The following is a 17,179-nucleotide window of genomic DNA, read 5'->3' on the forward strand; positions in this document are numbered from 1 at the left end:
TGGGTCGGTATGGTGTCAGGGTATCGGTGTCGCCAAGGCTGCCGTGCGCTCAAACGCGGCCGGCAGGCATGGCTATTTTATATCGTCAGTATGGCGGCGCAGCCGGTTCAGCAGTGAAAAATCCTGCCGCTGCGGGGGCGGGGCAAGCTGGCCGGGGGCGCGATCCATGCTGCCTCGCGCCCCAGTTAAACACTATTTGTTGGCAATGACCATGCGGCGCGCATCTTCGGCGATAACACGCATGGGCACGCCACGTTGTTGCAATTCCTTGTAACGGTTCAGGCTGATAATGGCCATGTCGCGCACGCCGGCATTAGCATCGTTCGTCCATTGCGTGATGAAAGTCTCGATGCTCGGGATGGACAGTTCCGGCTGCTGTTTCAGGCCAAACGTAAACTCATCCCAGTAATCGACGAGGATCACGGGCCGTTGCAGGTAATACGTCAGCGACTGTTCATAGATGCCGACCGAATAGAGCTTGGTATCGGCCGTCAGTTCGGCCTGGATCTGCGGCAGCATGTCGGTGCCCGCGCGGTTCTGGCCATACAGTTCGGAGCCGGCCAGGATGCAGTGCGTGGCCAGGAAGCCGGCGCCGGCAATCGTCAGCACCGTCATGTCGCGGCGCAGCTGGCGTGCATGCAGCAAGGCCAGGGCGCCGCCGGCCAGGGCGAAGAAACCGGCCGCCATCAGCCAGGGCTGGTAGCCTTTGAGCGCGACCAGGGCATCCGCGTCGCGTGCGCTGGCCTTGCTGAAGGCGATCGGTCCGCCGATCAGGATGGCCGCGCCCAGTACGCACAGCAGGCCGGCGGCGAACAGGCGCTGGCGGCGCGATGCCGATTCCAGGTACAGCGCCACCAGCAAGGCCAGCGCGGGGAAGATGGGCACGATATAGCCAGGCAGTTTCGAGGTCGAATAGCTGAAGAAGAAGAAAATGAAGACGGCCCAGATCAGCAGCATCAAACGCGGCTGGAAGGAGCCTTCCTGGCGCTTGAAAGCGGCGGCCAGGCTTTGCGGCAGCACGCCTATCCATGGCAGGATGCCGGGAATGAGCAGCACGAGGAAGTAGTACCAGGCGCCTTCGCGCTTGTGGCCCTTCATCAGGAAGCGCTGGAAATGCTCGTGGATGAAGAAGAAATGCGGCTGTTCCGGATTGCGCAGGGCGACCAGCACGAACCATGGCGTGGCGACGGCAAAGAACACCAGCAAGCCCTTGACCAGGTGCAGACGCGTCCAGATGCGCCAGTCGCGCGCACACAGCGAATACAGCACCAGCACGGCGCCCGGCAGCACGATGCCGATCAGGCCCTTGGCCAGCACGGCCAGCGCCATGGCGGCCCAGCAAGCCAGCATCCAGTTGCGCCGTTCGATCGCCGTGGCGTCGTCGCGCTGGGCGATCAGCAGGCTGCCCATGGTGAGGGTCATCATGCCCGACAGGCCCATGTCCAGCGAATTGATCTGGCCCGAAGCGAGCCAGAACAGGCTCGACGCCAGCACCAGGCCCGCATACAGCCCCACGCGCGGGCCGAACACTTTCTTGCCCGCGTAGGCTGTCATGCACACGCCGATGATGCCGCACAGGCCAGTCCACAGGCGTGCCTGCCACTCGCCCAGGCCGAAGGCGGCGAAGGTCAGCGCATTCATCCACGTTTGCAGCGGCGGTTTTTCAAAGTACTTGATGCCGTTCAGGCGCGTGGTGATCCAGTCGCCCGTGACGAACATTTCGCGCGCCATCTCGGCGTAGCGGCCCTCGTCGGGCGGCACCAGGGTGCGCACGCCCAGCGCATACAGGGTGACGACGATGAAGATGCCCAGCAGGGACCACATCAGCACTCGCGACGAGTGCAGTTCGTTGACATTGATTTTCATGCGGCCTTGCCTGCGGCCGGGGCCAGGATCAGGGCCAGCGTGACTTTGCGGCCTTCGCCCATGAGGATATTGTAGGTGCGGCAGGCGGCCTGGCTATCCATGCATTCGACGCCGATGCGCCGCATGGTCAGCGCGGCCGTCAGTTTCGGATGCACGAAGCGCTGGCGTTCGCCCGTGCCGAGGATGACCACGTCGGGAGAGTCGGCCAGGATTTGCGCGAAATGCGCCTCGGTCAATTCTTCGAAACTGGTGACTTCCCACGCGCGTGGCGGCGTTTCCGGCATGACGATCAGGCTGTAGTTGTACGGCTGGGCATTGATCTCGACGCCGTTTTCGTCATAGCCGGTGACAGTCTGGTATTGTTGGGTGCTGCTGGCGTGGAGTTTCATGGCGATATCGGGGCTGGTCGTGTCGGTTGATCGGTACGCGCGCGGCCAAACTGGGCGCCGCGGCCAAGGGCGTAAGCATGCCATAAATGACAGAAAAGAGCGACTGAAAAGCAACATCCTTTCCAGATTGCAATGTTCGGCGCCACAGTGGCGCTGCATGCTTGCGCCATGGTAATGCTGCAAGATTAAGGGAAGATGAAGATGGCGCCCGCCCGATTGTCGTCCGGATGCGCCAACGTGGCAGAATCGGCGTCAAATGCTGCGGTTCGCCATGTTTAATTTGATAAAATGCCCTGTTTTCGGCGAGAATGGTTGTTTTCGCCTTGCAGTCTTTCGCATCGCAGTTTCACGGGTTCATAGTTCTGGCGCGGCGGCCACGCTGCAAGTTCTGGTCACCGCGCCGCATCACGACAGGGATTTATTTTGCGACCGATTCAGAAATCGAATAAATTGGCGGACGTCTGCTACGACATCCGCGGCCCGGTCCTGGAAAAATCCAGGCAAATGGAAGAAGAAGGCCACAAGATCACCAAGCTCAATATCGGCAACCTGGCCGTATTCGGCTTCGATCCGCCCGACGAGATCGTGCGCGACATGATGCTCAATCTGCAGAATGCGGCCGGCTATACGGATTCGAAAGGCATGTTCGCGCCGCGCAAGGCCGTCATGCACTACACGCAGGGCAAGAATATCGCCGGCGTGACCATCGATGACATTTACCTGGGCAATGGCGCTTCCGAACTGATCGTCATGTCGATGAACGCCCTGCTCAACAGTGGCGACGAAGTGCTGGTGCCGGCGCCCGACTACCCGCTGTGGACGGCGGCCGTCAGCCTGTCGGGCGGTAATCCCGTGCACTATGTGTGCGACGAGCAGAACGAGTGGTACCCCGACATCGACGACATGCGCCGCAAGATCACGCCGCAAACGAAAGCCATCGTCGTCATCAACCCGAACAACCCCACGGGCGCGCTGTATCCGGTTTCCGTGCTGCTGCAGATCGTCGAACTGGCGCGCCAGCACCAATTGATCATTTTCGCCGACGAGATCTACGACAAGGTGCTGTACGACGAAGCCGAGCACGTGTCGATCGCCTCGCTGGCCGACGACGTGCTGTTCATCACCATGAACGGCCTGTCGAAGAATTACCGCTCCTGCGGCTACCGCTCCGGCTGGATGGTGGTCTCGGGCGAAAAGCGCCACGCAAAAGATTACATCGAGGGCCTCAACATGCTGGCCTCGATGCGGCTATGCGCCAACGCGCCGGGGCAGTTTGCCATCCAGACGGCGCTTGGCGGCTACCAGAGCATACAAGACCTGGTGGGGCCCGGCGGGCGCCTGTTGAAACAGCGCGATCTGGCGCACAAGCTGCTGACCGATATTCCGGGCGTCACCTGTGTCAAGCCGAAGGCCGCGCTGTACATGTTCCCGCGCCTGGATCCGGAGATCTACCCGATCGCCGACGACCAGCAGTTTGCTTATGAATTACTGGCCGAAGCGAAGGTCCTGATCGTGCAGGGCACGGGCTTCAACTGGATCGCGCCCGATCATTTCCGCGTCGTCTTCCTGCCGAACTCCGATGACCTGACCGAGGCCATGGGACGCATTGCGCGCTTCCTCGAAGGTTACCGCAAGCGTCACGGCCGGGGCTGAACCAGCCAGCAGCAATCTCGATCAACCATACCGATCAACCTGGCGCCGCCCAAGGGGGCGCCACTTATGAGCAGTCAAGCACAACTATGAAATCCATCAAGATCGGCCTGCTGGGCCTGGGCAATGTCGGTTACGGCACGTTCAGCGTCCTGAAACGCAACCAGGAAGAAATCAAGCGCCGCGCCGGCCGCGGCATTGAAGTCGTCGCCGTCGCCGTGCGCGACGTGGCGCGCGCCGAAGCGCTCGTCGCCGGCGGCTGCAAGGTCGTCAACGACCCGCACCTGATCGTCAACGATCCCGAGATCGACATTGTCGTCGAACTGATCGGCGGCTACGACCTGTCGAAAACCCTGGTGATGCAGGCCATCGCCAACGGCAAGCACGTGGTCACGGCCAACAAGGCCCTGCTGGCCGTGCACGGCAACGAAATCTTTGCCGCCGCCCAGGACAAGGGCGTGATGGTGGCCTTCGAAGCGGCCGTCGCCGGCGGCATCCCCATCATCAAGGCGCTGCGCGAAGGCTTGACGGCCAACCGCATCGAATGGATCGCCGGCATCATCAACGGCACCACCAATTTCATCCTGTCCGAAATGCGCGACAAGGGCCTCGATTTCGCCACCGTGCTGAAACAGGCGCAGGAACTCGGTTACGCGGAAGCCGACCCCACCTTCGACATCGAAGGCGTCGACGCCGCGCACAAGGCCACCATCATGTCGGCCATCGCCTTCGGCATCCCGGTGCAGTTCGACAAGGCCTACGTGGAAGGCATCAGCAACCTCAGTGCCGTCGACATCCGCTACGCCGAGCAACTGGGCTACCGCATCAAGCTGCTGGGCATCACCAAGCGCGCCATCGTCAACGGCGTGGAAGGCATCGAGCTGCGCGTGCATCCGACCCTGATCCCCGCCAAGCGCCTGATCGCCAACGTGGAAGGTGCCATGAACGCCGTGCTCGTGCATGGCGACGCCGTCGGCGCCAGCCTGTACTCGGGCCGCGGCGCGGGCGCCGAGCCGACCGCTTCGTCGGTGATCGCCGACCTGGTCGACATCACGCGCCTGGCCACGGCCGACCCGGAACACCGCGTGCCGCACCTGGCGTTCCAGCCGAACGCGATGACCGATATCGCCATCTTGCCGATGTCGGAAATCACCACCAGCTACTACTTGCGCATGCACGTGGCCGACCAGCCGGGCGTGCTGGCCGACCTCACGCGCATCCTGGCCGAACGCGGTATCTCGATCGACGCCATGCTGCAAAAAGAACCGGCCGAGGGCGAGACGCATACGGACATCATCATGCTGACGCACCAGACGCAGGAAAAGAACGTCACGGCCGCCATCGAGAAGATGGAAGCGTTGAACAGCGTGGTGGGCACGGTCACCAAGATCCGCCTGGAAAACCTCAGCTGATCGGTTTCAGCGAGCCATGCAAAACGGCGCCCTCGGGCGCCGTTTTTTTATGCGTGATGTTGTCGGATTACGGCCCTTCGGACCTGATCCGACCTGCGCCTACGCCGATCAAGGCGCGGGGACGGGGCCCACGTCCATGCCGTCATAGCTGGCCAGCTGGTTGTCCTGCGCAAACGCCATCAGTTCGCCATTGCGCGCATGCAGGCTGTCGACGCCATGCACTTCGGCTTTTTCCACGTGCAGCACCCACACGGGCGGAGCCGCCGGATCGTCGAGTTCCGGCTGGTACAGTTCCACCGGGCGGTAGCCCTGCAGCGCCAGCAGGGTGGCGGCCTGCTCCAGCGGTTCGGAGGTGGGGTTGGTGAAGTAATAGCCCCACAGCAGCGGCTGGGACAAATCCCACGGCGCATTCTCGGCGATATTGGCAAACAGTTCGGTCACATCTTCTTTGGTCATCATGGCTGCGGGCTTTCATTAAAATCTCAGGGCGCGATCTTAGCACCGACTGGCGCCGGGGCGAAATACACGCCGACTTTCAATCCATGCCCATTCGCCGCCGTCGCCAGTTCCAGCCGGGCGCCGTGCAGGGCCGCAATGTCGCGCACGATGGCCAGGCCCAGGCCGGCGCCGCCCGGATTGCTTTCGAGCGCCGCGCCGACCCGGTAGAACGGCGTGAACACGCGTTCGCGTTCCACAGGGGGGATGCCGGCGCCGCTGTCTTCCACTTCCAGCAGCGTTTCGTTTCCATCGCCGCCCGCGCGCACGCGCAGGATTACGCTGCCACCCGGTGGCGTGTAGCGCAGGGCATTGTCGACCAGATTGGCGACAAGTTCATGCAGCAGCAGGGCCTGGCCATGCACGGGCGCTTCGTCGGGCGCTTCCAGCGACAGGTCGATATTTTTGGCGACGGCGGCCATGGCCATTTCCAGCCCTACCTGCTGCGCCATGTCGCGCAGCGCGACGGTGTCCATGGCCAGATTCTCACCGCCATGCTCGATGCGCGCGAGGGTCAGCAGGCGGTTGGCCAGCAGCACGGTCGAATCGGTGGTGACGGCGATCGAGCGCACGATGTCGCGCAGGGCGGCGATGTCCGGCGGCGCGCCCGCCTGGCGGTCGCATTCGCGCATGGCCAGTTCGGCCTGGGTTTTCAGCACCGTCAACGGCGTGCGCAGCTGGTGCGAGGCATCGGCGATGAAGCGGCGCTGGCTGGCGATCAGCTGCTGCAGGCGCGACATGGCTCCGTTCATGGCGCTCACCAGCGGGCGCATTTCCTTGTGCACCAGCGTGGGATCGACGTCGGACAGGTCGGACAGGGTGCGCGTCTCGACTTCCGTTTTCAGGCGCATCAGCGGGCGCAGCACCAGGCGCACGGCAAACCACACGAGGGCGCCCATCACCAGTATCATCGCCGCCTGCCAGCTCAGGGTGTCGAACAGGATCTGGTTCGACAGGCCGCGCCGCGCGTCCAGCGTTTCGGCCACCTGGATCAGGGTGATGCCGCGCATCGAGTCGTCATACACGGGCTGCAGCAGGGCAGCAATGCGGATCGGCTTGCCGTGATAGTCGGCGTGGTAGAAGCGCACCAGGGCAGGGTAATTCTGCGAGCGGGGCACGTTTTTCGGCACGGGCGGCAAGTCGCCATAGCCCGATACCAGCTCGCCGTTGATGCCCGTGACCTTGTAGTAGATGCGGCCCAGGGTGTCGGTCTCGAAGCTGTCGAGCGCCACGTAGGGCACTTCGGCCACCACCTTGCCGTTGACGATGGAGACTCTTTCGGCCAGCGCCCGCGTCGACGCCAGCAAGGAGCGGTCATAGGCCATGTCGGCCGCGTCGAGCGCGTTGCGGTACACAAAAACGGCATCGAGCAGCACCAGCATCACCAGCGGGATGAGCAGCCAGCGCAGCAGCTGGCTGCGCAGGCTGCCCAGCGGCCGGCCCTGCGCCCAGCGCCGGCGCAGGCGCTCGAACAGGGGCAGGCTTGGGGCGCGCACGCTCATTTTGACGCGGCCGGCGCCATCGCGCTGCGCGGCTGCAGCAGGTAGCCGATGCCGCGCAGCGTGGTGATGACGGCACCGTCGGGCGAACCGGTTTCGACGCCGCTCTCGAGTTTCTTGCGCACGCGGTGGATATACAGTTCGATGGCGTCCAGGTTGGCGTCGTCGGCCAGCGCGAAGACTTCGTCGAACAGCTTTTCCTTCGACACTGCGCGCCCGGAGCGCGTGATCAGCGCTTCGAGCACGGCGTGTTCGCGCGGCGTCAGGGGGAAAGGGGCGCCGGCATAGCTGAACATGCGCGTGACGGTGTCGAAACTGAGCGCGCCGCACGTGTGCACGAGCGCTTCGTTGCCCTGGCTGCGGCGCAGCAGGGCTTTTACGCGCGCTTCGAGTTCGGCCAGTTCGAACGGCTTGGCCATGTAGTCGTCGGCACCCAGGTTCAGGCCCTGCACTTTTTCATCGAGGCCGCCGCGCGCCGTGAGTATCATGACGGGAGTCTTGCCGCGCGTGCCGCCGCGCGCGCGCAGGCGGCGCAGCACGTCCAGGCCATCCATCTTCGGCAGGGTCAGGTCGAGCAGCACCAATGAATATTCCTGCGTATGCAGCAGGGCGTCGGCATCGGCGCCGTTGTGGGCGGTCTCCACCGTCAGGTGCGCGTCGCGCAGGGCCTTTGCCAGCCAGTGCGACAGCTCCAGATGGTCTTCCACTAATAATATGCGCATGGTCTCCGCCATTCGTTTGAATTGGTGCAGTGTAAGCCTGTCGGCACGCCGCCGACAGGGGCCGCAATGAATTTGTTGGTATTGCCTGTGGCTGGCCGGCGACACCTGTCAGTCTGAAAGCCAATTGAAAGGATCGCGATCATATAGTGTGATCCTGATTCATGAAATTGATCAGGCATATCACTAATAACTATATCTAAGGGAGACACTCTACATGAAGAAAACTGTATTCTCGCTGGCCGCCATGGCGGTACTCGCCGCAGCCGGCAGCGCCCACGCCCAATCGAACGTCACCCTGTACGGCCGTCTTGACGCCGGCATCAGCAACACCAGCAACGCCGGTCCGAACAAAAGCTCGATGACGCAAGTCAGTTCCGGCGGCATGAACACGTCGCGCTGGGGCATCCTGGGCAGCGAAGACCTGGGCGGCGGCTTGAAAGCCGTGTTCAATCTGGAAGGCGGCATCCTCGTCGACACGGGCGCGGCCGACGGCGCGCTGTTCAAGCGCCAGGCCAACGTGGGCCTGGAAGGCGCGTTTGGCCGCGTCGTGCTGGGACGCTCGTTCACCACCGTGTATGACTTCGTGCTGCCGTTCGACCCGATGGCCTATGCGCCGTTCTACTCGTGGGCCACTTCGGCCAACGCGACGGGCCCGAGCAAATACGGCATGACGACGGCCTTCGACAATATGGTCAAGTACTCGGGCAAGACGGGCGGCTTCAGCTACGGCGCATCGTACGGCTTCGGCGAACAGTCGACGGGCAGCTCGGACAGCGCCAAGCTGTCGACGGCCGTCACCTACAAGACCGGTCCGGTCAGCCTGCTGGCCACGTATGAACAGGTCAACGGCAACACCATCGCCGGCGGCGCGCGTGACAAGACCACCGTCTACCACCTGGGCGCGATGTACGACGACGGCCCGTGGAAAGTGCAGGCGGCGGCGCGCGACTACAAGCTCGATCCGGCTGCCTCGGGCAAGGCCGACGTGCGCGGCACCATGTACTGGGGCGGCGTCAGCTACAAGACCACACCGGTCATCACCCTGACGGGCGTGATCTACTACCAGGACGTGAAGAACGTGGCCGCCAACCTCGATGCCGATCCGATCATGTACGTGGCGCGCGTGCGCTATGCCCTGTCCAAGCGCACCGACCTGTACGTGGCCGGCGCTTACGCCAAGGCCAAGCACAACCAGCTGGTCAGCCTGTCGCGTGACGACGCCGGTTTCGGCGACACGCAGCGTGGCCTGATCGCCGGCATCCAGCACCGCTTCTAAGGCATGACGATGCTGCGCACCGTGTTCCTGTCGCTGCTGTTGTTGTCCGCGCTGCTGCCGGCGCTGGCAACGGCCGCCGCGCCTGAAGTCGACTGCGTGGTGCCGTCCAAGCCGGGCGGCGCCATGGACCTGACCTGCAAGCTGGCGCAGAAAGGGCTGCTGCAGCCCGATCCGGCGGTGGCGGCGCCGTTCGCGTCCTCGGTGCGCATCAGCTATCTGCCGGGCGGTATCGGTGCGGTGGCGTGGCGTTCGATGGGTTCGCAGCGCCGGCGTGCCGAAGCCAACACCTTGGTGGTGTTTTCGGGCGGCTCGCTGCTGAACCTGGCGCAAGGAAAGTTCGGCAACGCCAAGACGGGCGACGTGCGCTGGGTGGCGGCGCTGGGCGCCGACTACGGCATGATCGCCGTGCGCAGCGACTCGCCCTACAAGAGCCTGGCCGACCTGATCGCCGCGCTCAAGCGCCACCCCGACAAGGTGCTGATCGGCGTGTCCGGCACCATCGGCAGCCAGGACTGGCTGAAGATGGCGCTGGTGGCGCGCAAGGCCGGCATCGACCCGAAAGTGCTGCGCTTCGTGGCGCTGGAAGGCGGCGGCGAGATCTTCACGGCGATGCAGGCCGATTACGTGCAGGTGATGTCGGGCGATACGTCGGAAGCGACCCTGAACGCGGGAGACAGCCATGCGCGGGTGCTGGCGGTGCTGTCGGAAAAGCGCCTGCCCGGCGTGCTGGCCAGCGTACCGACGGCGCGCGAGCAGGGCGTCGACGTGGTCTGGCCCATCATCCGCGGCCTGTGGATGGGACCACAGGTGCCGGAAGCCGATTACCAGCGCTGGGTGGCCACGTTCGACCGTGCCATGGCCACGCCGCAGTTTGCCCAGTGGCGCACGCAATCGGGCATGTATCCGTTCGCGCTGACGGGCGACAAATTGACGCAGTACGTGAACCAGGCAGTCGAACGCTACTCCAGGCAGGCGGCCGAACTGGGCCTGATGCGCTGAATCGAATAGCAAACCATACAACAATCACAGACGGAGACAAACCATGCAAACCAAGACCATTCTCGCCATCGCCCTGGCAGCCGCTTTCGCGGGTAGTACCGGCGCCGCTTTCGCCCAGGTGCCGGCAGGTTATCCGGCCGACTACCAGAAGATCATCGACGCGGCCAAGAAGGAAGGCAAGGTGGTGATCTACAGCGCCACCGACAGCAAGGCCGCCGCGCCGCTGATCAAGGATTTCAGCGCCCTGTATCCGGGCATCTCGGTCGAATACAACGACATGAATTCGACGGAAGTGTACAACCGCTTCATTTCCGAAGTGGCCGCCGGCGGCAATACGGCCGACGTGATGTGGTCGTCGGCGATGGACTTGCAGATGCGCCTGGCCTCGGACGGCTACGCCCTGAAATACAAATCGGTCGAAGCATCCAAGATCCCCGGCTGGGCCATGTGGGACGACCAGGCTTACGGCACCACGTTCGAGCCTGCCGCCATCGTCTACAACAAGCGTTTGCTCGACCCGAAGGAAGTACCGAAGAACCACGACGACTTCGTCAAGCTGATCGCCACGCCGAAATTCAAGGACAAGGTCACCACCTACGACATCGAAAAGTCGGGCGTGGGCTTCATGTTCATGTCGCAGGATGCGAAGGAATATCCGCAGTTCCTGGCGCTGCAAAACGCGTTCGGCACGGCCAAGGTGCGCGTGCAGTCGTCGACGGGCACCATGATGGAACGCATTTCGTCGGGTGAAAACCTGATCGGCTATAACGTGCTGGGCTCCTACGCCCTGGTGCGCGCCAAGACCGACCCGTCGATCGGCGTCGTGCTGCCCAAGGATTACACGCTGATCCTGTCGCGCGTGCAGTTCATCAACAAGAACGCGAAGAACGTCAACGCCAGCAAGCTGTGGCTCGACTACATCCTGTCGCACCGCGGCCAGACCATCATCGCGAACGGCGCCAAGCTGTACGCGATTCGCGCCGACGTCACGGGCGAGACCACCTCGGCGGACCTGATCAAGGAAATCGGCGCGGCCAACATCAAGCCGGTGCCGGTGCACCCGATCATCCTGCAATTCCTGGGGCCAGCCAAGCGCATGGCCTTCTTGAAGCAATGGAAAGAAACAGCCGGCAAGAAGTAACGCCGTCCTGGCCGTCCGCAGGCGCGTGCCCGCGGACAGATGCCGTACCCTTCATTCATTGGATTCATCATGCAAACTGCTATCTTGCCGCTGCCTGCACGGTCGCGCTCTCCCTTGTCGCGCCTGAACTGGCCGCGCGGCGTGGTCGTGGCGATCACCATGGTCGCCATTTTCCTGCCGCTGTTCCTGATTTTTTACCAGAGCTTTTTGAACGCGCCGTTTTTCATGCCGGTGCGCGAATTCGGCTTTGACTCCTACCGTTTCATCTTCGATGATCCCGATTTCTCGATGGCCTTCAAGAATGGCCTGATGCTTGCCTGCGGCTTGACCGTCATCGCCGTGCCGCTGGGCGGCATGCTGGCCTTCCTGATGGTGCGCACCGACTTGCCGGGCCGCGGCTGGGTGGCGCCCATGCTGCTGGTGCCGATCTTTGTCTCGCCGATGGTGATGGGCTTTGGCTACGTCGTGTCGATGGGCCCCGTAGGCTTCTACTCGGTCTGGGCCAAGGAGCTGTTCGGCTTCGTGCCCTGGAATATTTATTCCTTCACCAGCATCGTCATCATCGCCGGCCTGACGCACGTGCCGCACGTCTACCTGTATGCCTCGTCGGCCCTGAAAAGCCTGGGTTCGGACGTGGAAGAAGCGGCCCGCGTGGCCGGCGCTTCACCGGTGCAGGTCATGCTGAACGTGTCGCTGCCGATGATCATGCCGGCGCTGGCGTATGCGGGCGTGCTGGTGTTCTTCCTCGGCTTCGAAGTATTCGGCCTGGTGCTGGTGCTCGGCGATCCGGAAGGCCACCTGGTGCTGCCGACCTATCTGTACAAGCTGACCAACAAACTGGGCACGCCGTCGTACCACCTGATGGCCGCTGTTGCCGTCTGTCTGGTGATGGTGACCATGCCGCTGGTGATGATACAGCGCTGGCTGCTCAAGTCCGCCAACAAATATGTGTCGATCAAGGGCAAGGGTGCGCGCAGCAAGGCCATGCCGCTGGGCCGCTGGAAGTGGCTGGCGTTTGCCTTGCTGGCGGGCTGGCTGATCTTCACCATCATCCTGCCGCTGACGGGCATCGTGCTGCGCTCCTTCGTGCAGTACTGGGGCGAGGGCGTGCACCTGGCCGACGTGCTGACCTTGCAGCATTTCCGCGATATCTTCGACCAGCCGTCGCTGGTGCGCGGCATCGTCAACACGATCCTGATCGGCGTCGTCGGCGGCGCGCTGGCCGTGGGCTGCTACAGCTTCATCGCGCTGGCCATGCACCGCAAGCAGGACGGCGTCACGCGCCTGCTCGACTACAGCGTGCTCGTGCCGCGCGCCGTGCCGGGTTTGCTCGCAGGCCTGTCGTTCCTGTGGGTGTTCCTGTTCGTGCCGGCCTGGCTCGACGGGGTATTGAAAGGCATGGACAACGGCGTGGCCCTGTGGCTGAGCGGCCATGTGATTCCCGTGCTGCGCGAAGTGCGCTCGACGATCTTCGCCCTGTGGCTCGCGTATTCGGTGGTGTGGATGGCCTACGGCATGCGTTTGATTTCCACCGCGCTGCTGCAAGTGGGGCCGGAGCTGGAAGAGGCGGCGCGCGCCGTCGGCGCCAACCGTGGCCAGGTGACGCGCGACGTGACCCTGCCGCTGATCAAATACGGCTTGCTGGGTGCCTGGCTGATGGTGTTCCTGATCTTCGAGCGCGAATATTCGACGGGCGTATATCTGCTCTCGCCGGGCACGGAAGTGATCGGCGCCATGCTGGTATCGCTGTGGGCGGGCGGCTCGACCGACCTGGTGGCGGCGCTGTCCTTCATCAATATCACCCTGGTGGCCATCGGCCTGGGCATCGCGCTGCGCTTCGGCGTGAAGTTACACAACTGAGTTGCATAACTAAGAATAGACTGAGACCACATCATGAATGAATTGACCGTCAATGAGCTGTACCTGGACTACGGCACCGGCGCCTCCGCCAACCAGATCCTGAAGGGTGTCTCAATGCACCTGAAAAAAGGCGAAGTGGTCGCCCTGCTGGGGCCTTCGGGCAGCGGCAAGACCACCTTGCTGCGCGCCGTCGCCGGGCTGGAAAGCCCGAAGGCGGGCACGATCGAGATCGGCGAGCGTAATGTCTTCGATGGCGCGAAGCATTTCGAAATGCCGGCCGAGCACCGCAACCTGGGACTGGTGTTCCAGTCGTATGCGCTGTGGCCGCACAAGACCGTGTTCGACAACGTCGCCTACGGCCTCAAATTGCGCAAGATGGGCAGCACGGAAATCGCCGCGCGCATCAAGGAAGTATTGACGCAACTGGGCCTGGGGCACCTGGGCGAGCGCTATCCGCACCAGCTGTCCGGCGGCCAGCAGCAGCGCGTGGCGATCGCCCGTGCGCTGGTGTACAACCCGCCCGTGATCCTGCTCGACGAACCGCTGTCGAACCTGGACGCCAAGCTGCGCGAGGAAGCGCGCGCCTTCCTGCGCGAACTGATCGTGCGCCTGGGCCTGTCCGCGCTGATGGTGACGCATGACCAGGGCGAGGCGATGGCCATTTCCGACCGCATTCTGCTGCTCAATAACGGCAAGATCGAGCAGCAGGGCACGCCGCAAAGCATGTATGAAACGCCGGATACCCTGTTCACGGCCGAATTCATGGGCAGTAACAACCGCCTGCCCGGCAAGGTGGTGCAGCGCGAAGGCAACCAGGTGCGCCTGCTGGTCGATGGCGCCTCCATGCAGGGCGTGGCGCGCGGCGCCAACGTGGGCACGGAAGTGACCACCATGATCCGTGTCGAGGAAGTGAAGATCAGCGCCACGCAGGTGGACAACGCCATCGAGCTGCCGCTGCTGACGTGCATGTACCTGGGCGACCGCTGGGAATGCCTGTTCGAGCGCGGCGGCGCCGAGAACATCAGCCTGCGCGCCTATTCGCGCCACAAGCTCGAAGCGGGCAAGTACTGGCTGCACATGCCGGCCGATAAGCTTTGGGTGTTTTAACGGTACCGCGGTGGCCACCTTGGCGCGCAGTCTGTGCCGCGCTGGCCACCGGTTTTGCATCGCCCCCGTATTTCACGGCGCCCGTGCCGGCCTTTCTCATTCTCCATACGCAGTGATCGCCGGCGCCTTGCCGTTCACGCTGGCGCCATGCCACCGCCTTCTTTGCCATGGCCGTGGATGGCACTGCTGGCCGCTCCATTCTTTTCCCTGCTGACAAGACAACGCCGCCTGAGTTGAATTGGCCGGCTGAAACTCGCATAAAGCAAACGCTCTGTATTGTCCTTGCCGCGCGCCCTTTAATCCTCGCTGCCGCCATGCGCGGGTAATATGGGGGCGCCGTTGCGCCAGGCCGCATGTGTTATCTAAAAACAACGCTCTTATGTGCCGCATGCGCGGCATGCCTTGATCATGGATAAAAAACACCCGTTCCGAGAATGCCCATGGTTTGCCGGAGGATGCTGATTTTTCCATCGGAAGAGAATGGATGCGAGTGTTACAAATAGTAACTAGGGCGGGGTATTCTTTAAAAGACGGGTTTTGTATTTAGATTTAAAAAGTTGCCGCATGGCCATTTATTTTAGTTATTTTTACTTCCATCGTTTATAATTTGAAAAGAACGCCGGCGAGGCTTTTTGCGCAGTTTTGACGTGAGTTCGCCCTTTTTTTGAGCTCAGGAAAATGCATATGCGCACCGATGGTGTCCGTTTTTCAATTGTCAGACATGCCGCATGGGCACCGGGCCTGGAAACGCCGCAGCAATGGCAGGCGTGGGCGCAAAGCGCCCTGCCCGTCGCGCCGATTGCCGCTGCTGGCGAGCCGGGCGTGCGTGCGATGGCGCCGATGCTGCGCCGCCGCGCCGGTCAGCTGGGCAAGATGGCGCTCGAAGTGGCGTACACCTGCCTCGGCGAACAGCGCGATATTCCGCTCGTCTTTTGTTCCCGCCACGGCGAGGTGGCGCGCGCCGTCGAACTGTTGTCGGCGCTGGCCCAGGGCGAACCCCTGTCGCCGACGGCGTTCGGCATGGCCGTGCACAATGCCAGCGCAGGCCTGTTTTCCATCGCTCGCGCCGATACGGCGAATCAGCTGGCCATCGCCGCCGGTGCGGCCAGCCTCGAAGCCGCGGTGATCGAGGCGTGCGGCTTGCTGGCCGATGGCGCGGCGCAGGTATTGCTGGTGCTGGCGGAGTGTCCCTTGCCAGTGCCATTTGAAGCTTTTGAAGACTGTCACGAGCAATCGCATGCGTTTGCCTGGCTGCTGCAGGCCGAGGCTGCCCCGGGCACCGCTTTCAGCCTGACGTGGCGTCCCCGCAGCGGTGATGATGCGTTGGCGGCTGCCCCCGGCGCCATGCCGGGCAGCCTGGCCGTGTTGCGATTCATGCTCGGCGAGGCCCGCACGTTCGTGCACGCGGCCAACCGCCAGGCATGGTGCTGGAGCCGCCATGCATAAGCTGGAGGCTGTTCGCGCCGGCATATCGATAGGCTGGCGCACGATCGCGACCGCGCTCAGTTTCGCCGCCTTCGGCCTCGGTGGCTTGCTGTTGCGCGTGCTGGTGTTCCCCGTGCTGCAGGTGCTGGTGTGGCGCCGCGACACGCGCATCGCCTGCGCGCGCGCCATCATCCGCTGGAGTTTTCGCCTGTATATCGGCCTGATGCGTTTTCTCGGCGTGCTGCGCTATGACTTGCGCGGTCTCGACAAGCTGGAACGCGGCGGCTTGCTGATCCTGGCCAATCATCCGACCCTGATCGACACGATTTTCCTGATGGCGTATGTCAAGCAGGCCGATTGCATCGTCAAGTCCGATTTGTGGAATAACCCGTTTACGGGCGGCCCCGTGCGCGCGGCCGGCTATATCAATAACACGGGCGGCGCCGAACTGGTGGACGCCTGCCTGGCATCGCTGGAGCGCGGCAATAACCTGATCATTTTCCCGGAAGGCACGCGCACGCCATGCAGCGGCGAAGTCGTGCTGAAGCGGGGCGCGGCGAATATCGCCGTGCGCGGCCGCCGCGACGTGACGCCGGTGCTGATACGTTGCCTGCCCAGGACCCTGGGCAAGGGCGAGCCATGGTGGCGCGTGCCGGCCCGCCGTGCGCATTTCGAGATCGCCGTGCAGGACGACCTGGCGATCGGCGAGTTTACCGGCGGTGGCGCCAGCGACGTGATGGCGGCGCGCACCTTGACCACTCATCTGCAACATTACTTTAGCGGGAAACAGGAACAACATGCTTGAACAAGAAGTGAAGGAACTGATCATCGAGGCGCTGCAACTGGAAGACGTGAGCGCTGCCGATATCGATACGGATGCACCCCTGTTTGTCGAGGGCCTGGGACTCGATTCGATCGATGCGCTGGAACTGGGCGTCGCCCTGCAAAAAAAATACGGCATTTCCCTGTCGGCCGATTCGGCCGATACGCGCCGCCACTTTGCCTCGGTACGGGCGCTGGCGGCGATGGTTGACACTCACAGAAAGAAGTAAGGAGCAGCAAATGGTAGATATGAGCGCAATGAGCCGCGATGAACTGTACGCATGGGTGGTGCAGCTGCTGGCCGAAATGTTCGAGCTCGATCCGGCGGCGCTGACGCCGCAATCGAATCTGTACGCCGAACTCGATATCGACAGCATCGACGCGGTCGACCTGGCGGTCAAGCTGAAGCAGCTGACGGGCAAGCGCCTGCAGCCGGAAGTATTCAAGACCATCCGCACGATCGACGATGTGGTCGAAGCGCTGCGCGCGATGTCGGTGTCGGAACAGGCGGCGTAA

At 63.1% G+C, this 17,179-nt stretch carries 16 protein-coding genes; 11 read left to right on the forward strand and 5 right to left on the reverse strand.

Annotated features, from left to right (window positions below; translation table 11 throughout):
* Positions 1-192: 192 nt before the first annotated feature.
* Complete coding sequence (locus JAB6_RS24325) at positions 193-1,866, reverse strand: glycosyltransferase family 39 protein (RefSeq protein WP_070305183.1); 1,674 nt, start codon at positions 1,864-1,866, stop codon at positions 193-195.
* Entirely contained in the window at positions 1,863-2,255 is a 393-nt protein-coding gene (locus tag JAB6_RS24330; RefSeq protein ID WP_070305185.1) for an Mth938-like domain-containing protein, read from the reverse strand. Before JAB6_RS24330 ends, JAB6_RS24325 begins: the two co-directional genes overlap by 4 nt.
* 423 nt (positions 2,256-2,678) lie before the next feature.
* On the opposite strand from JAB6_RS24330, the gene JAB6_RS24335 reads away from it, so the two are divergent.
* Positions 2,679-3,908 carry a pyridoxal phosphate-dependent aminotransferase gene (locus JAB6_RS24335; RefSeq protein ID WP_070305187.1) on the forward strand — a complete coding sequence of 410 codons (1,230 nt, stop codon included), beginning with the start codon at positions 2,679-2,681 and terminating at the stop codon, positions 3,906-3,908.
* 86 nt (positions 3,909-3,994) lie between these two features.
* Positions 3,995-5,317 (forward strand): homoserine dehydrogenase, encoded by a 1,323-nt coding sequence (locus JAB6_RS24340; RefSeq protein WP_070305189.1) that lies wholly within the window; start codon positions 3,995-3,997, stop codon positions 5,315-5,317.
* A gap of 108 nt (positions 5,318-5,425) precedes the next feature.
* On the opposite strand, the gene JAB6_RS24345 is transcribed toward JAB6_RS24340, so the two are convergent.
* From JAB6_RS24345 to JAB6_RS24355, 3 genes are read right to left on the reverse strand one after another with little or no spacing between them, the layout of a single operon-like run.
* Positions 5,426-5,776 carry a ribonuclease E inhibitor RraB gene (locus JAB6_RS24345; RefSeq protein ID WP_083292976.1) on the reverse strand — a complete coding sequence of 117 codons (351 nt, stop codon included), beginning with the start codon at positions 5,774-5,776 and terminating at the stop codon, positions 5,426-5,428.
* A gap of 23 nt (positions 5,777-5,799) precedes the next feature.
* Positions 5,800-7,314, reverse strand: coding sequence for a sensor histidine kinase (locus JAB6_RS24350; protein ID WP_070305191.1), 1,515 nt, complete (start codon positions 7,312-7,314; stop codon positions 5,800-5,802).
* Positions 7,311-8,033 carry a response regulator gene (locus tag JAB6_RS24355; RefSeq protein WP_034750889.1) on the reverse strand — a complete coding sequence of 241 codons (723 nt, stop codon included), beginning with the start codon at positions 8,031-8,033 and terminating at the stop codon, positions 7,311-7,313. The genes JAB6_RS24350 and JAB6_RS24355 overlap by 4 nt, the downstream gene beginning before the upstream one ends.
* Before the next feature lie 214 nt (positions 8,034-8,247).
* Here JAB6_RS24355 and JAB6_RS24360 point away from each other — a divergent pair, with 214 nt between their 5' ends.
* The 9 genes from JAB6_RS24360 (at position 8,248) to JAB6_RS24400 (ending at position 17,179) form a co-directional block, all read left to right on the forward strand.
* Complete coding sequence (locus JAB6_RS24360; protein ID WP_034750420.1) at positions 8,248-9,309, forward strand: porin; 1,062 nt, start codon at positions 8,248-8,250, stop codon at positions 9,307-9,309.
* A 3-nt stretch (positions 9,310-9,312) separates the two neighbouring features.
* Positions 9,313-10,308, forward strand: coding sequence for a tripartite tricarboxylate transporter substrate binding protein (locus JAB6_RS24365; protein ID WP_034750417.1), 996 nt, complete (start codon positions 9,313-9,315; stop codon positions 10,306-10,308).
* A gap of 43 nt (positions 10,309-10,351) precedes the next feature.
* The gene (locus JAB6_RS24370; protein ID WP_070305193.1) at positions 10,352-11,449 is read left to right on the forward strand and encodes an ABC transporter substrate-binding protein; all 1,098 of its coding nucleotides are present in this window, start codon (positions 10,352-10,354) and stop codon (positions 11,447-11,449) included.
* 69 nt (positions 11,450-11,518) lie between these two features.
* Positions 11,519-13,309 (forward strand): iron ABC transporter permease, encoded by a 1,791-nt coding sequence (locus tag JAB6_RS24375; protein WP_070305195.1) that lies wholly within the window; start codon positions 11,519-11,521, stop codon positions 13,307-13,309.
* 33 nt (positions 13,310-13,342) lie between these two features.
* On the forward strand, positions 13,343-14,416 hold the full coding sequence (locus JAB6_RS24380; protein WP_070305197.1) for an ABC transporter ATP-binding protein: 1,074 nt from the start codon (positions 13,343-13,345) through the stop codon (positions 14,414-14,416).
* Between the two features lie 684 nt (positions 14,417-15,100).
* Positions 15,101-15,862 carry a beta-ketoacyl synthase chain length factor gene (locus JAB6_RS24385; protein ID WP_070305199.1) on the forward strand — a complete coding sequence of 254 codons (762 nt, stop codon included), beginning with the start codon at positions 15,101-15,103 and terminating at the stop codon, positions 15,860-15,862.
* Entirely contained in the window at positions 15,855-16,646 is a 792-nt protein-coding gene (locus tag JAB6_RS24390; protein WP_070305201.1) for a 1-acyl-sn-glycerol-3-phosphate acyltransferase, read from the forward strand. Before JAB6_RS24385 ends, JAB6_RS24390 begins: the two co-directional genes overlap by 8 nt.
* Positions 16,639-16,893: a phosphopantetheine-binding protein gene (locus JAB6_RS24395; RefSeq protein ID WP_034750401.1), complete on the forward strand. Its 255-nt coding sequence runs from the start codon at positions 16,639-16,641 to the stop codon at positions 16,891-16,893. The genes JAB6_RS24390 and JAB6_RS24395 overlap by 8 nt, the downstream gene beginning before the upstream one ends.
* Before the next feature lie 28 nt (positions 16,894-16,921).
* Entirely contained in the window at positions 16,922-17,179 is a 258-nt protein-coding gene (locus JAB6_RS24400; RefSeq protein WP_034750398.1) for an acyl carrier protein, read from the forward strand.

It is taken from the genome of Janthinobacterium sp. HH104 (assembly GCF_001758715.1).
GTDB lineage: Bacteria > Pseudomonadota > Gammaproteobacteria > Burkholderiales > Burkholderiaceae_D > Janthinobacterium > Janthinobacterium aestuarii.

Excerpts from the sequence above, each read along its gene's own strand:
- JAB6_RS24325 (WP_070305183.1), bottom strand. The coding sequence starts at position 1,866 with ATGAAAATCAATGTCAACGAACTGCACTCGTCGCGAGTGCTGATGTGG.
- JAB6_RS24330 (WP_070305185.1), bottom strand. The coding sequence starts at position 2,255 with ATGAAACTCCACGCCAGCAGCACCCAACAATACCAGACTGTCACCGGC.
- JAB6_RS24340 (WP_070305189.1), top strand. The coding sequence starts at position 3,995 with ATGAAATCCATCAAGATCGGCCTGCTGGGCCTGGGCAATGTCGGTTAC.
- JAB6_RS24345 (WP_083292976.1), bottom strand. The coding sequence starts at position 5,776 with ATGATGACCAAAGAAGATGTGACCGAACTGTTTGCCAATATCGCCGAG.
- JAB6_RS24350 (WP_070305191.1), bottom strand. The coding sequence starts at position 7,314 with ATGAGCGTGCGCGCCCCAAGCCTGCCCCTGTTCGAGCGCCTGCGCCGG.
- JAB6_RS24355 (WP_034750889.1), bottom strand. The coding sequence starts at position 8,033 with ATGCGCATATTATTAGTGGAAGACCATCTGGAGCTGTCGCACTGGCTG.
- JAB6_RS24360 (WP_034750420.1), top strand. The coding sequence starts at position 8,248 with ATGAAGAAAACTGTATTCTCGCTGGCCGCCATGGCGGTACTCGCCGCA.
- JAB6_RS24365 (WP_034750417.1), top strand. The coding sequence starts at position 9,313 with ATGACGATGCTGCGCACCGTGTTCCTGTCGCTGCTGTTGTTGTCCGCG.
- JAB6_RS24370 (WP_070305193.1), top strand. The coding sequence starts at position 10,352 with ATGCAAACCAAGACCATTCTCGCCATCGCCCTGGCAGCCGCTTTCGCG.
- JAB6_RS24375 (WP_070305195.1), top strand. The coding sequence starts at position 11,519 with ATGCAAACTGCTATCTTGCCGCTGCCTGCACGGTCGCGCTCTCCCTTG.
- JAB6_RS24380 (WP_070305197.1), top strand. The coding sequence starts at position 13,343 with ATGAATGAATTGACCGTCAATGAGCTGTACCTGGACTACGGCACCGGC.
- JAB6_RS24385 (WP_070305199.1), top strand. The coding sequence starts at position 15,101 with ATGCGCACCGATGGTGTCCGTTTTTCAATTGTCAGACATGCCGCATGG.
- JAB6_RS24390 (WP_070305201.1), top strand. The coding sequence starts at position 15,855 with ATGCATAAGCTGGAGGCTGTTCGCGCCGGCATATCGATAGGCTGGCGC.
- JAB6_RS24395 (WP_034750401.1), top strand. The coding sequence starts at position 16,639 with ATGCTTGAACAAGAAGTGAAGGAACTGATCATCGAGGCGCTGCAACTG.
- JAB6_RS24400 (WP_034750398.1), top strand. The coding sequence starts at position 16,922 with ATGAGCCGCGATGAACTGTACGCATGGGTGGTGCAGCTGCTGGCCGAA.